Raw genomic sequence first — 14,938 nt, forward strand, 5'->3', positions numbered from 1 at the left:
CGGGCAGCCCCCAAATGCCGAGGTAAGCGGGCAAGGCCAGCAATAACACCGCTTGCACGCCGCTGCCCGACAATTCGCACAACAACGGCGTGCGGGTATCGGCGCCGGCGTAAAAATAGCGGGCCAGCAAGGCGTTCCAACTGCCGAACACGATGGACAGCGCAAACAAGGCCAGCAATAACGGCAACGGCCCTTGACTCAAGCCGGCCGGCAATAATTTCGTTACCAATAACGGCGAGATCAACATCAGTCCGGCCACCGGCAACAAGGTCAGCCGGGTGCAAATCGACAAGCCTCGCTGCATCAGACGTAAACGGCTCTGCTCACCTTCGCCGCTCATTTTGCCGAGCAGTACTTGGTTCAAACCCATTAACGCAATCAGCGGAATATTGACCAGTTTACGTGCCAGATTGACCAGAGTCACCGAACCTTCACCCAGTAACGACGCGGTCAGTCGCTCTAACAACGCCAAACCTTGGCTGGCGCCGCTACTGAGCAACAAGGGCCAAAGCTGGCGCCAAACCTGAGCAAACTCGCCTTTCGCGCCTGCCAACCAAGGCCGCCAGCCGAATCCCCAGGCGGAGGGAAACAATACCAGCGCCATCAGCGCACTGCCGACCAGAAAACTCTGCGCCAACCAAATTTCATCGGCCTGTTTACCGGCCCACCCCAAGTACACCACCGGCGGCAAATTGAACAACAAAGAACCCAAGCCCGACAGTAGAAAACGGCCGGCAGCTTGCAGCGGCACCGTCAACACCGCCTGCGTCAGAAAACCGGGAATCGTGAAAGCTAGCCAGATCAAAACCTCGACGCCGCGTTCGCGGTCGGCCGCCGCCAAACCGGGACCGATCCAGCCGATCAGTAGCGGAGCGGCCGCCGCGATCGCCAATGCCAGACCAAGACCGGCCGCTAGCCAATGGGCGATTTGACCGCTCAACCAAAGCGGCTGAATCTGAGTATCCGCGCGTTGCCACAGCGGTAACATCGCCGCCGACAATAGGCCGCCGGCAAGCATGACCCGAATCGCCTCCGGTAAAAACATCGCCACCAGAAAGGCGTCGGTCTTGGCGCCCGCCCCCCAATCGGCGATCAACAGCCATTCCCGACCAAAGCCGGCGACCAGGCCGGCCAGCGTCGCCAGCGTCAATAACAGTGTGGAACCCAGCATTTAGTAGAACAGGCAGAACAGCCCCTTGCCGCCGACTTTATAGGTGAGATCGTGAGGCCGTTCGCCCATCGGTTTGGCCCCCATACCGCCGACGATCTTATACGGTGCGATTTCCTTGCTGACCACGGTGTTGGCGGTCACGACCGCGCCCTTGCCGATCTTGGCACCGTGCCCAACCAAAGCTCCGGTAGCGATCCAGACGTAGTCTTCGATGTAAATCGGCGCCGATACCGACCAAAATTCCGGCGCTTCCAAATCGTGGGTGCCGGCAATGATCTTGGCGTGCGAAGCCACCGCAACGTGATTACCAATGATCAAACCGGCGCGGGCATCGATCTGGCAATGCCAAGCAATGCAGGTATCGTCGCCGATCACCAGGTTTTCGACGCCGATGATTTCGGTATTCCGCCAAATCGACGATCCCTTGCCGATCTTGGCTCCCCCCAGCCTCAGCCAAGCAATGCGTAGATGGTGACTGGGAATCTTGTTGATCAAAATGTTGTACCACTGCTCCCAGGCCCGCAGCCAACGGTCCTTTAACGTCGGCCAATTGATGCCGTAGGCCGGAACGAAGGTGGTCGGAATTTCATCGCGCAATAAGGCGTAAAACCGCCGCGCCAGCGGTTGCTCGATCCGCATTTCAATGTTAACCGAGCAAATCGACACCCGCGGACGGTCAGCGTCGCCTTCCTCGAAAGCAACGTCGTTAGCCAACATCCACTCATAGGCCGCGAGTAACTCGCCGGCGTCGACCGCCAGTTTTTCGGCGTAGTCCACCAGACGATCGCGAACGGCGTTGGAATGGTAAATGCGGTGTTTCATTGCGTATCTCTCCTGTTTTGCCCGGTAAATAACAAAGGATCGCCCTCAATCGCCAAACGCCGCGCCGAATGCAGGCCGAGTGCCATAATCATCCAGAACAACGCGACTAAAACCATCGTAAAACTGTAATAGTGATCGAACAGACCGGTCAGCAAGGCCGACAGCAAGCCCGCGCTGCTGCCGATCCAAACCGCCCGTTCGCGGTTCAACAGATTCAGCCAACCGCGCGGTTTGATCTCGCGCCACCAGGCCACCGTCACCGCGACAAACAGCAACATGCCGGGAATGCCGGTTTTATAAATAAAGTTGAGCCACAGATTGGAAATGCCGAGCAAGCCGGTATTCGGCGGCGGCGGATCGGTTTTGAAGCCGATGCCCAAGGGATAGCGGGCCATCGCATCCGGAAAACGCCGGTACTCGTCCATCCGAATTTCGGTGCTGGCGTTGGTGGACGAAAAGGTGGTCGACAAACGCTCTTGCAGCGGCGGATAAAACAACACTAAGCCCACGACCAATACCGTCGCGGTACCGATAATTCGCCCGGCGCCCGGCACTCGCAGCCAAGTCAGCCACAACAAGACTAGCGCCAGACTGACAATGGCGCCACGGGACATGCTGAACAACAAACCGGCCGCCCCCATCAGCGCCACCGTCCAACCCAGCAGGCTACGCCAACCGTTTTGAAAACGGGCATAGAAATAGGCCAACGGCAAAAATAACACCAGTACGCCACCGGTCAGATTCGGATGCACCCAAGGCGAAGCCATCCGACTGAAATTGGCCGAGAAAATGTCCTTGACCGCCTCGGGATGCGCGTATTTGAGTTTTTCCAACACCGGAATGAAAGTATTGGCGTTGCGATCCTTCAAAAAATAAAAAATCGACAGCGTCAGCATCGCCAAAGTCCCCAGCAGCAAGGCAAGGAGTAGTTTGTCGCGCTTGCGATCGTCGTCGATCAAAATAGGCACCAACAACAACGTCGAAACGTTCATCAGCCAACGTATCCAGTTGACCAGTCCGCTACCCTCGGCCTGGATGGTCAGTTGCCCGACCGCGAACGGAATCGTCGTAAACAGCATCAGCCAAATCAGCTGCCGCTCGGTACTGCCGACTACCCAGCGGCAGCGGCGTATCGTCAATTGCCAGAAAACGCCGAGCCAAGTCAGCGCCAGCAAGGCTTCGGACACCGTGATCCGTATTCCCAACTGAACCGTCGTATAAGGAATCAAGGTGGCGAAGAACGCAAACAGCAACAGGCCCAGCAGCGGACGACGCATGACGGCAATCGTCATCGCCAGCGCCACCAACGCCAAAACGGTTTTCGCCGGATCCAACAGCGTCAGCAAGCCACCAAACAGCAAGCCCAACGCGACGGCCAGGAATTTGCCCTGTACGGCCATCAGTGGTTGGCGTTGATCAGGTCGTCAACCAAGGCCCAAACCCGCCGGGTGTATTCGGGCATGGCGTAGCGGGCCGCCCATTGCCTCGCGCTATCGGTGTCGCGACTTGGCGCGTCGCCGGCCAAACGCCGCATCATAATTTGCAGGGCCTCGCCGTCCAACGGCGAAAACCTCGGCGCGGACGGCGGCGCCACTTCATCCAGCGCGGAACCGGTCGCGACAGCCACCGGCGTGCCATGGCCCAATGCTTCGACGACCGGCAAGCCAAAACCCTCCGCCAGCGACGGCTGCCAAAGGCGATCGGCATGCGCGTAAAGCGCGGCCAATTGGCTATCGCTCAAACCGCTTATCATCATCAAACCAGGCAAATCGCGCTGGTCGGCCGGTATATCCTGGGGATGACCGACCAACACCAATTCCGGGATTACCGCATCGCTACTCCTGGCCAGCCGCCAATTTTCGATGAACCAAGGGATGTTTTTTCGCGGCTCGCGCGTCCCAACCACCAGCCAATACCGATCGGGCACACCATCCGGCAGGGCATCGGCGGCATTCGCCGATGCCGGCACGGCATTCGGCAATACGGAAATACGCCGCGCCTGTTTGGGAAACAATCTCGCAACTTCGCCGGCGGTAAAAGCGGAAGGCGACCAGATTACATCGGCCAGTCGCACTGAATGAGCAATCCCTACACGGTCTATCCACCGGTAAACCAGCGCTCTAACGCGGCTCGCATGATAGTTTTGCATCGTCAATTGAAACACGTCGTGCAACAGTAACGCGTAGCGGGTCCCCGCCACGCGTTTGACCGGCAAGCCGGTGTTCGCGGTCGCGACATACAAATCTAAACACTGAGCTTCGACAGCTTTCGGTAAGAATGCCCATTCGAACTTGAGGCGCTCTCGCGGCCGGTGCAAACCTTCGGCTGGGCTAGGCTCATCGGGACACAGCAACCGTTGCCGCAACGGGTGGTCGGCCGGAGCCGGACTAAAGCGGAAGACTTCGGCTCCGCCGTCGATCAAGGCTTGCTCCAAGGCTAACACCTGTCTGGCGATGCCGGAATACGGAGCCGCCACCACCGGACGATAATCAATTCCTACGCGCATCGGTCATTTTCCGGTAAACGGATTCCAATTGATCGGCGGCAACTCGCCAGTCATGATGATTAGCGGCATAAAGCCGCCCTGCCTTCCCCATGTCGCCGGCCCGATCCGGATCGCGCAAACTGTCGATCAAGGCTGTCGCGAGACCGTCGGCATCGTCGCCGCGCGCATACTCCACATCGGCTTGCAAGCTTAATCCGGACACGCCCTGGCTGGTACTGACCAACGGCAAACCCGCCGCCAGCGCCTCCAGCACCTTGAGTTTGGACCCGCCGCCTTCGCGCAACGCGGCCAGAAACACCGCCGAGCGCCCTTGCTCCAAGGTCAAATCGTTAACGAAACCGCACCATTCCACGCGAGGGTCAGGCCATTGTCCGGCCCATTTCTCGGGCATCGCGTAACCGCAGACCGCAAGCTTCGCCTCCGGCATGCGCGCCCAAACCTTGGGCATGATGTCATTTAGACACCATTCCACCGCATCGCGGTTAGGCGGATACTCGAAATTGCCGACAAATAAGATACGCTGGCTAGTCAAATCCGGGACGACGCCAGCGAACCCCCGAGTATCGACACCGTTAATCACCACGTCCACGTCGCGCCCGGCAATTCTACCCAACTCGGCGGCATCACTCTCGGTGACCGCGATCAAACGGGCCGGCGACTTCAATGCCGACTTCTCCCAACGCCGGTAGCGCCATTGATCGTAAACCACGAAAGGCCAAATCCATTTGGGCAAATGCTGATATGTCGCCGCACCGAGCGAGGACTCGACGTTGTGCTCGGTCAATACGAAATCTTGCCGACGATCCCGCAAGGAGTGCAAATAGGGTTGCAGTGCGTAACTGTGTTCAATCTGGACGACATCCCAAGGCTCTTTCAGCAATTGCGAGAACTGATGCTCCAATGCCGGTGCCAGTCCGTTAACGCTGGTTAGCAACGGATAAGGAGCGAATGCGGCGGCCGCCAGCGAGTAGGGATGCTTCAACGGTCGCCTGGGCAACACGATCAATCTTTCGACGACCGATTCCAACTGCTCCCGAGCCGATTCCGACAAGGTATCCTTGCTTTGCACCAACAAGGTAATCCGATGGCCGCGCTCACTCAGGCTACGCAGTAAATGGTACTGGCGCACCTTCCCGCCGCTGGTGGTCGGCCACGGCAGATACGGTAAGGTCCACAATATTTTCAGTGCTGGCATCGTTGAGTTTGCTGAGGCGATCATGGACTAAAGGTCGCAGCGGTTAGCGCCACTCCAAAATTTGTAACTGCTGGGTTACCGGCACGGACACTTTGCCGCCATTCACGGTTAATGCCTTGGAGGTCTGCTTGAGCGGTTGATGCAAGGTCGCCGACTGGATATTCGCCAACTCCATGTTGCCGGCATTCTTCGCCCAAAACATCAACAACTGCGTGCCGTCCGGTTTCATCCAACTGACGCTGAACGTTGCCAAGTCCTTGGGCAAACTGCTGACTTTCGGCATGGTCCCTGGATTCAGACGCGGTCCGGTAATGGCCAGAAATTTGGCTAATGCGGTATAGGCCGGCTTGGGATTGCCGTTCAGGTCCAGTAGACCATAATAGCGATCCCGGTAACTGGCCCGCTCGTCCAAGTCGGACAGCGCAAACAAAAATACTCGATCGAAATCGACGGCGCTGATCAACGCCAAACGCCGCAATAGATAGTCGGCTTGGCCATCCACGCCGATCAAGTCCTGCTCTTCCTTAGGACCGTCATAGCTTGACCATCCCCATTCGGTGGCCCAAATCCCAAGCGGGCTGGTAGCGCGTAAACGGGCATTCAGGGTTTTGGTGCGGACGACAAAATCCGCAACGCTCGGATCGTCCCCTTCCGGGGACAAACTGTAGGGGTGATAAGCGACTATCGATCCTCGCCACGGCGAACCGATCTTCTGAGCCAACTCTTCCAACATCAAACCGCTGCGCAACGGCATTTGACTGTAATACGCCATGCCGGCCATCACCACCGTCTTGTCCGCAGCGCCGCCGCGCAGAGCCTGGTAAGATGCGTTGAACAATTTGCCGTAGTCGTCCGGACTGGCCAAGGGTTGCCAAAACGCCGGCAAATTCGGCTCGTTCCAGACTTGCCAGGCATTGACTACAGGATACCGTTTGGCCAGGGTCACCATTCGGTCCGCAAAGACATTGACATCCTTGGGCGGATACTGATCGGACTGCCCGAACGGTAAAATAGAGCTACTGGCGAACGGTGCCGAACCAACCAGATAAACAACCGATTTAACCTGCTGTTGTTGCAACGCATCGGCAACGCCGTCCAAGGGTTCCCACACAAATTTTTTCTCTTCCGGCTCCAGGCGATCCCAATGTACATCGATCCTGACCCATTCCAGCCCGAGCGCCTTCAGTTGACTCAACTGTTGGCTGTATTGCGCCTCATTGAACCATAGCAGGTGGGCATTAACACCCAGAAAATCCTTCCAGACTAATGGCTTGGGCGGAATCAAATACAGGTCCGCGGCCCTTGGCTGATTAAACGCCATTCCCGCAAACAAGAAGACCAAGCCGATTAAACGCCAAAATTTGCTAATCATGACTTTTCCCCGAAACTGATTTAAACATCGCGCCGAAGGCAGACGCGATCCGCGGCCAAACCCTGGCTTGGCCCATCGCCGTCGCCGAGCGGCTCCACGCGCCAATCGTTTCCGGCTGATCCAATAGTTTGACCAATTCGGTCGCCAACGCCACACTGTCGCCCTGCGGAAACACGGCACCGTTACCACGGGAAACTTCTTCGACGAACGCGCGGGCATCGGAGCTGATCACCCCCCGACCGCAAGCGTTGGCCCAGGACAAAGCGCCGCTGGTGCCCAACATGCGCCCCAAAAAGGCGAGTTTTTTCGACTCCTTATAAGGCAGCACCAACACATGATGCGCCTGGATGATATGGGGAATCTCGGCAGCCGGCACATCCAACTGCCAATGAACATGGCTTTCCGCCAAGCCCGCTTCCGTCAATTGGCGTTGCAGCCCGGCAATGTAGGAATTATCGTCGCCGAATGCGATGTCTGGCGCGGTTCCGCCGGCCAAGGTCAAACTCAATTTCCGCTGGGCTTCCGGTCGTTGCCGAAACAGTAAGGCAATCGCATCGATCAAGTCCTCGATCCCTTTGCCTTTATAAATAAAACCGAAATACAACAGCTTTAACGGCCCGTCCGGTGGCGCTATCGGTAGAGCTTGCTCGTCGATCGTAAAGTTGCCGTGCGCTATCGCCGTCACCGCGCCGCTGGCGAGCTTCATCCGCTGCTCCAAACAACGCGCTCCAGTTTCGGTCAAGGTGACAATGCCCGACAAACGCCGCGCCAAGCGCCGCTCCCTCGCTAACGTCAACGGATCGGCTAGCAATACCAAGGCTTGATAAACGGCGCGCGGTAGTCGGGCCGCCATCGCCAACGGCCCCGGCAAACTGGCGGGCTTCCAGATTAAGCGCTCGGGATCGTGCACGGTGGCGGTTAACGCCACCGTCGGAGCATGCGCGGCTAGCCATTCCAATGCCAGAAACTCTCGTATCCGTCCTCCGCCCAACTCAGCATGCACCACGTCATAAACCGCCCAATCGATTGTCGCCATGTACCGGGCCACGCTTTCCGGCGTACCTGCGATAGCCACCCCGGAAAAAGGCACGTCGACAGTGACGCCCTGCCCTTCAAGCGCATTTTTGAACGCGGCCGCGTAATCGGCAATGCCGGTTTGCTCGGGAGGCAATGGCGAAATCAGAGCTATGCGCATCAGATTGCTCGCTTCAAATTTTCGAACCGAGCCAATAAGCTGGCCGGAACCTCATAACTGCGACGATTGACGATGACGCCGTCCACCTTTTGGAACGCGGTTCTCAGGATCGACAACGCATTTTCGATGACGGGCACCGTTGATTGGCCAGCTTGAACGACCAGCAGAATCAAATTGGCATTCCTAAGCATCAGAAATGCCGCTCTGTTGCTGGACAGGGCCGATGCTTCAATCAACACGACTTCGCCGGGTTTCGCGACATCCGATTCGTTTACGGCGATTCGGGCGCCGATTTTGCGGTCAGCCAATACCTGCAGAAACGCATGGGCGATAAAACTGACGCCTTCGCCATGCCTAGCCGAGGCTATGCCTATCGTCAATCCTTCGTTCGCAAGTCTGTCCCTGGGTAGCAAACTATAAAAGCGGTAAATGGCGGCGTCGAAAATCGCGGTTTGGCTATCTTCCGCCCGCTGATCCGGTATCGAGCACCAAGTCGGTACGCCGAACGCGGTTTCGATCGAACTGCCGTCATGGATGCGCTGGTCGAGCAGATAGCTCAGATAAATCACCAGAAAACCAACCGCGATACCGGCCGGAAACGCCGCCAGCAGTATCGTCAAACTTTTGGGAAACACTCTGGCCGGACTAAACGTAGCCTCCTCAATGACCGCTATGTTGCTGATCCGGCTTTTATCCAATTCTCGGTCGATTCGGGCTTTTTCCAGACTGCTTAAATACAAGGCATGGCTCTTTTCGGCCTCCGCCAAGGTGCGTTCCAATCGGGAAATTTCCGGTTCCATGGTCAAGATGCGTTGGTAGTCGCCTTTCAGTTCGGCCAGTTCGTTGTCGTATGCGGCAATCCGCGCGGCAAGCTCGTGGACCCGCGTACTGCTTTGCAAGGAATTCCGTTGCAATGTCGTAAACAACTCGTTGGGCGCTCGATTTTCCATATTCTGGATCGAATGGTTTTCCAAATCGATTTGAGCCTTCAGCGAATCGATGGCCGCATCCAGATCGTTGATTTGCGGAGCGTCAGACTTATAAACTTTCAGCGCCTCTACCCGATCGACCTGCATTTGATTCAGTTTGATCAACAAATCCTGACGAACCGGGTTCAAACTCAATTCCCGCAGAGTGGTGACTTCCTTAGGCAAGCCCATCGCCAATTGATTGGCGCTGGTTACGCCTTTTTGCAGGCCGGATTGTTCCGCGATGGCTTCAGACCGTTCGGCATTCAACTTGTTTAAGCGATTACTAATGGCCTCCAACTTTTCCTTGGAGCTGATACCGTCGATGCTCATCAGCAATGTCGCCAACGTATTTTTATCTTCGGCGATCTGTCTTGCCAATTTCCGGCTCTCGGATTCGTAAAATTCGTAAAGACTCTTGTCCCCGAGCGCTCGCGCGCGCTCTTCTTGATAAAACTCAATCCACTTGGAAACCACCTGCTGGGCTATGTAGGGGTCGTCCCAGGTAAAACCCACTTCCATCACATTCGAACCGGCGGCGTGAGTGACCTCGAAGGCTTTCTCCAATTTTCCGACCAATCGATCGACTGGCGTTTGGTCTTCGGACAAACCCACCGAGACCAAGCCACTTCGCAGTTTGTCCAATACCCAGCCGGCGGCTTCCTTCATATGATGCTTGAGGGTTTTCCAGAAGCCCTGGGGCGCTTGACCTTCCATCTGGGTCAAATAATATTCCGCGACCTTACGTATGATGGGCCGGCCGGTCAGCATTTTTTCTTCGTCGACCACCGGATCGCGCTGCGTGCTGGGCGCCACCAAGGTTTGCCGGTCGCCAAACTCGATCGGCAAAATACTGGTTTCACGGCCCGGCTTGACCAATAACCGCGCTTCGGACTCGAATCGGGACGGCAATAAAAACGCGCCGAGAACGGCCACGCTAACCGTAACGACGACAGCCAGCCGAAATTCGTTGTAAAAAATGAAAAATAGCCGTGCGATGTCTCTAAATGAGCGGATCTCAATCATGGCGTCAGAAATTAATTTCCATTGGAATTGTTAACGGCGTTTGTCGTGTTGTTGTTGGCCGGCGTCCAACTGTAGCTCGCGCCCAACCCGATGGATTTGGTGAAGGGCAGTAACTGATTCATGTACAAATCCACGACTTCGATGGCATTGCCCAACGCGGATTTGGGCACGAACACAATGTCGCCGCGTTTTAACATCACCGGACGACGCTGGGCCTGAATTTCCAAAAGCTGACCGAAATCGGTAAAGTACGCTTTGTATCGATTCGTTGCGTCGAGCCGCAACAATGCGACGTGACTAGCATCGGCCGTAGAAAGTAGTCCGCCGGCACCGACAATGGCTTGGTCGAGGCTGGTTGGCGTCGTAATGTCGATCGATACCGGATTCTGCACCGCCCCACCGACTTGTACCCGGTTTCCCGGCGCGCTCATGATGTTCACGGTAACCTTGGGATAACGATAAATTTTGGCAAGCCTGCTGGAAATATCGTCGGCAATTTGTTCCGGAGTACGGCCAACGGCTACTACGGTACCGGCGTCCAGATAAGAGAATCCCCCGTCCGGGCGGACTTGAAAGCGGGTATTTTCTTCAGGCTCGACCTTTGGTGCAATGTCGCGGACGATTTGCAACACGTCTCCGGCCATGACGTGGGTTTCCGATTCGGGTAAATCTTTGATATCGGCTACTTGCAATTCCATGGCATCCGAAGCTATTTCTTCGGGCAGTGGTATTTGGCTGGGTGAACTACAAGCAGTCAAACCCATACCGCTTAGGCAAAGCGCAAGGAGTAAGGTTTTCGGAAATAGTGGGATCAACAACTGCTCGAATGCCTTCTCGCCCACACAGATCGAAGTCCGCCGCCTCGATCCGCCAATGCCGGCTAAGGTCGGTCGGCTGGCGTCCAACCAGGCGATTTGAACAGAACGGTATCGGTTTCCGTGAATTGTGCTCATTTTAAAATTCGCGGCCTATTGGATGTAGCCGTAACTGAAGTAACTCAGCCCGAGGCCGACGGACTTGCTAAACGGAATCAATTGTCTGAAATACAAATCCACCACTTCTATCGCGTTGCCCAAATCGGATTTCGGTGCGAACACGACGTCGCCGCGCTGCAACAATAAACGCTTTTGCCTGGAGGGGTCGTCCAGCAACCGAGCGTAGTCAATAAAGTAAACTTGGTAAAGATTGTCCTCGCCTATCCTGAGCAATGCGACGTGTTCACCATCCGCCGCCGCTTGCAATCCGCCGGCGTCCAGTATTGCTTGTTCCAAACTCGTGGGCGCGCTGACGTCAATATTGGTGGGTTTGGCGACGGCCCCACCGACAAACACCCGATTGCCCGACCCGTTAGCAATGTTGACCGCCACCGATGGATAACGATAAATTCCGCTTAGTTTTTCGGTAATTTCGTTGGCAACCTGCTCGGGGGTTCGGCCCACCGCTTGGACTAAACCCACATTCGGGTAAGCAAACTTACCGTCCGGACGCACGAGGAACACCGTTGGTTCGCTTTTTGAAATCGGCGTTGGAGACTGCCTGAGGATACGTAGCGTGTCCCCGCTTACGATCCTGGTAACCGGAACCGGCAATTCACTAAGATCGATCCTTCGCAAATCCCGTTCCGCCATTGCTTCCTCATCCGGTAAACCGACTTTAGCAGGCGAACCGCAAGCAACCAATCCCAGAGTTAGAAGATATGCAAGAACCGGAAAATGCCGCCGTACCCGTCCGTAGCGGTTTTCAAAAGTCATGATAGATCCAGAGACTCCCAATAACGAGGAAACATGCTGATGCGCCGCTTCAGGGCCAGCGGCAAGGCCTTGTGTATCCAACCTAGCCGATACCCCAACAATTTTAGCGCGGAACGCAAAATGCATTCGGGTATTCGCCAAGTTTGTCCCAACTGAATGATGTGCTTAACTTCTGAAATGACAAAACGCCGCCCTTCCCCGCGTGCTCTGCCGAATTGGCGTTCAATCCAGTCTTCCTGCCCGTAAAACACGCCGATATCGAAATAGCGCCGAAATTCTTGCCAAAGAGAATAACTGTGCGAATGAACGACGAGAGCGTCGGCTTCATAACGGACGCTCCAGCCCGCCAGCAGCATTTTAGCGGCAACATAGGCGTCTTCGCTACCGATCACGTCGATCGGAAATCCGCCGACCGCCTCAAGGGCAGTGCGTCTGTACGCCGCGAACGAGTCGGAGCTGAAACAAGTCTTGAGACCCAATCTAGCGGAATCGGAAAGTACCTTGGTTCGGCTCCGCGGGGGGTAGTTAAAATAACGGGCGTGCGCTTCGTGAATATCGGCTTCCGGGCGCGGCAACTGCCGCCCGTATGCCACGCCGACATTGACATCCAACAACACCGCATCGCGCAACTTACGCAGACTTTCCGTATCGGCCAAGATCGCGTCCTGCGTCATAAAGATCAGTATGTCGGCGGACACCTGATGGCTGGCCCAACGCCGAGTCCCGCCATGATTAAATGTTCCCGGCGGAATCGTTTCAACCCTGGCTCCCGCCGCCACAAAACGTTGAACGGTGTCGTCCGTCGAGTGGCTATCTATAACCAACCATTCATCGGGTTGTAACGACTGATTCGCCAGCGCCGGCAACAGCCGATCCAAGTGCTGACTGGCATTCCAAACGGGAACGATGACTGCAGTTCGTACCAAATCAGTATTCATCTGCTAACTCCTACGGTCTTAGGTAACATAAGGTTTCGACGGTGTTAGGCGGCCTTAAATTGAGCCCGAAATTGCTCTAATGCCGGCATCTCCCGCCAGCCTCACCCTGAACACGAGTTAACAGTCTAACTAGGTATTCAAACGAAGCCGCGACTTTTAACTATGTTATTTAACTGAATCACACAATACCGCCTTGGTAATTTCTTTAGCAAAAACAAAGCCACCTATAAAAGTTCTCCAGGCTTGAACGAACAATCCCGGCTGCACTGCTTCCAAAACCACGAGTTACCGAGCGCTTGAAGTGAATATCGTAGACCGGAGGAACGCAATGCGGCGCAAGATGTCTGACCGTCAAAAGTCGCGTATTAAACGATTGGCATTTAAAATGTCCGGACACAAACAATCACCACAGGAGCACACATGCACCAACTTGTAGCACCCCTCATCGTTGCCGCGCTAACAATGTGGATCACCAACACTTCCGCAACGGAAACCATAACCGTACCAGACAAGGTCCGGACCAATGTTCTGAAACGGCACCCACAAGCCGAGGAATTAAAAGCCACCGGCAATGAAATCCATTTCAAAAACCAATTGCTTGCCATCAGCTATAAAACTGCGGAAGGCGACACTAAAATGGAGCTGTTTCGTAACAATGGCGCCCTGTTCACGAATAAGATGGCATTAGAGGCGCCCAGCGAAGGCCTCCCGCCTGAGTTGAAAAAGGCACTGACCGAGCAATTTCCGGGAGGCCAGATTAAAAAGGCCGAACTCATCGTCAATCCTAACGGCATCGGCGAGGAATACGAAATTCATGTCGATGTCGGCGGAACTCTCTGGCACGTTGCTGGTACCGATAACGGTGAAATCACAGAAAAAATTAAGGATTGAGTGAGTTGCCGCTAACCGAAATCCTTACCGGTATTTGGGAGATGGAAAGTGCCTATCCCTCATCCGCGGCGCCACTAGCCCCGCCTCCCACCAGAGTCGAGGCGGCAGGACTTGCACCGGGTTTTGACCACTTTTGGATAAACGGCTATTGGGATTGGGTTGGTACCGGGTATATTTGGCGCCCCGAATATTGGCAAGCCCCACGAGCTGGTTTCGAGTGGCAACCCCATCGCCGGGAACCTGCGGGGCCGCGTTGGCAAGGCCGCGCCGGGCATTGGCGGCAACGCTAAAGACCCACCCCAGCCGAGCGTCCTCCTACATTTAACAGGTGCAATTGATGAAATTTCGAACCTTACTGACGCTGTCGTTCGTTGTCGTCGGCTTTGCCTTTCATCAAATCGGCTGGACTCATGGCAGAGGCGGCTGGCATCCGCACGGCCATTCCAGTTTTGGGTTTTACTTTGGCGGCCCCGTGTACCCCTTCCCCTATTACCGTTACCCCGACCCTTACTATTATCCACCAGCAATTATCTCTATCCCACAGACACCACCCGTATATATCGAGCGCTCACAACCCTATGCGCCCCAGTATCCGGCAGGTTACTGGTACTATTGCCACAACCCGGAAGGCTATTATCCTTATATCAAGGAATGCCCCGGAGGCTGGCAACAGGTGGAACCGACACCACCTCGCTGAGGACGACCGCAATGTACCGTTCCCCACAACACATACTAGCCTGCAAGCAGGACGGCAGAAACAGCACCGGTCAACTTGCGGCCCATATGCGAAATAACGAAAACCGTCATCCCGAATCGAATTTGCAAACCATGGCTAAGATTTGCCCGATACTCGTGATGCTTACCTTTAGCGGTTGTGTCAACCTACCTACGATTCCGAGTGTAATGGCTCTACCAGGCACCAGCCTATCATTCGAACAGTTCCGCGGCGATGATGCAGATTGTCGCCAATACGCTTACATTCAAATCGGTGGGACCACGGCAACTCAAGCCGCAACCGAAAGCGGCGCAGCCAGTGCCGCGATCGGTACGGCCGTGGGCGCGGCGGCCGGCGCGGCGATAGCTGGAGGCGGCGGCGCGGCGAT

At 55.8% G+C, this 14,938-nt stretch carries 14 protein-coding genes; 3 read left to right on the forward strand and 11 right to left on the reverse strand.

Features of this window, described 5'->3' with window-relative positions; translation table 11 throughout:
• The 11 genes from A1355_RS08705 to A1355_RS08755 form a co-directional block, all read right to left on the reverse strand.
• On the reverse strand, positions 1-1,171 hold a 1,171-nt coding region (locus tag A1355_RS08705), incomplete at its 3' end, for a lipid II flippase MurJ (RefSeq protein WP_064027075.1).
• Positions 1,172-1,993, reverse strand: coding sequence for an acyltransferase (locus A1355_RS08710; RefSeq protein WP_064027077.1), 822 nt, complete (start codon positions 1,991-1,993; stop codon positions 1,172-1,174).
• On the reverse strand, positions 1,990-3,393 hold the full coding sequence (locus A1355_RS08715; protein WP_064027079.1) for an O-antigen ligase family protein: 1,404 nt from the start codon (positions 3,391-3,393) through the stop codon (positions 1,990-1,992). Before A1355_RS08715 ends, A1355_RS08710 begins: the two co-directional genes overlap by 4 nt.
• Positions 3,393-4,499: a glycosyltransferase family 4 protein gene (locus A1355_RS08720; protein WP_064027081.1), complete on the reverse strand. Its 1,107-nt coding sequence runs from the start codon at positions 4,497-4,499 to the stop codon at positions 3,393-3,395. Before A1355_RS08720 ends, A1355_RS08715 begins: the two co-directional genes overlap by 1 nt.
• The gene (locus tag A1355_RS08725; protein WP_197471754.1) at positions 4,483-5,694 is read right to left on the reverse strand and encodes a glycosyltransferase family 4 protein; all 1,212 of its coding nucleotides are present in this window, start codon (positions 5,692-5,694) and stop codon (positions 4,483-4,485) included. The genes A1355_RS08720 and A1355_RS08725 overlap by 17 nt, the downstream gene beginning before the upstream one ends.
• Before the next feature lie 43 nt (positions 5,695-5,737).
• The gene (locus A1355_RS08730; protein ID WP_064027083.1) at positions 5,738-7,066 is read right to left on the reverse strand and encodes a cellulase family glycosylhydrolase; all 1,329 of its coding nucleotides are present in this window, start codon (positions 7,064-7,066) and stop codon (positions 5,738-5,740) included.
• Complete coding sequence (locus A1355_RS08735; protein WP_064027086.1) at positions 7,059-8,261, reverse strand: glycosyltransferase; 1,203 nt, start codon at positions 8,259-8,261, stop codon at positions 7,059-7,061. The genes A1355_RS08730 and A1355_RS08735 overlap by 8 nt, the downstream gene beginning before the upstream one ends.
• Positions 8,261-10,255 carry a GumC family protein gene (locus A1355_RS08740; RefSeq protein WP_064027088.1) on the reverse strand — a complete coding sequence of 665 codons (1,995 nt, stop codon included), beginning with the start codon at positions 10,253-10,255 and terminating at the stop codon, positions 8,261-8,263. The genes A1355_RS08735 and A1355_RS08740 overlap by 1 nt, the downstream gene beginning before the upstream one ends.
• An 11-nt stretch (positions 10,256-10,266) precedes the next feature.
• A complete protein-coding gene (locus A1355_RS08745; RefSeq protein ID WP_197471755.1) occupies positions 10,267-10,953 on the reverse strand; it encodes a polysaccharide biosynthesis/export family protein in 687 nt (228 codons plus the stop codon).
• Between the two features lie 270 nt (positions 10,954-11,223).
• On the reverse strand, positions 11,224-12,006 hold the full coding sequence (locus A1355_RS08750; RefSeq protein ID WP_064027092.1) for a polysaccharide biosynthesis/export family protein: 783 nt from the start codon (positions 12,004-12,006) through the stop codon (positions 11,224-11,226).
• Positions 12,003-12,944: a glycosyltransferase family 2 protein gene (locus tag A1355_RS08755; RefSeq protein ID WP_064027094.1), complete on the reverse strand. Its 942-nt coding sequence runs from the start codon at positions 12,942-12,944 to the stop codon at positions 12,003-12,005. Before A1355_RS08755 ends, A1355_RS08750 begins: the two co-directional genes overlap by 4 nt.
• A 420-nt stretch (positions 12,945-13,364) precedes the next feature.
• Here A1355_RS08755 and A1355_RS08760 point away from each other — a divergent pair, with 420 nt between their 5' ends.
• From A1355_RS08760 to A1355_RS24470, 3 genes are read left to right on the forward strand one after another with little or no spacing between them, the layout of a single operon-like run.
• Positions 13,365-13,835, forward strand: coding sequence for a hypothetical protein (locus tag A1355_RS08760; protein WP_157197808.1), 471 nt, complete (start codon positions 13,365-13,367; stop codon positions 13,833-13,835).
• Positions 13,836-13,876: 41 nt separating this feature from the next.
• Positions 13,877-14,125, forward strand: coding sequence for a hypothetical protein (locus A1355_RS26585; RefSeq protein WP_368086622.1), 249 nt, complete (start codon positions 13,877-13,879; stop codon positions 14,123-14,125).
• A 47-nt stretch (positions 14,126-14,172) separates the two neighbouring features.
• A complete protein-coding gene (locus A1355_RS24470) occupies positions 14,173-14,532 on the forward strand; it encodes a hypothetical protein (protein ID WP_082885453.1) in 360 nt (119 codons plus the stop codon).
• Positions 14,533-14,938 lie beyond the last annotated feature (406 nt).

Origin of the sequence: Methylomonas koyamae (assembly GCF_001644025.1) — a bacterium.
In the GTDB taxonomy this organism is placed as follows: domain Bacteria; phylum Pseudomonadota; class Gammaproteobacteria; order Methylococcales; family Methylomonadaceae; genus Methylomonas; species Methylomonas koyamae_A.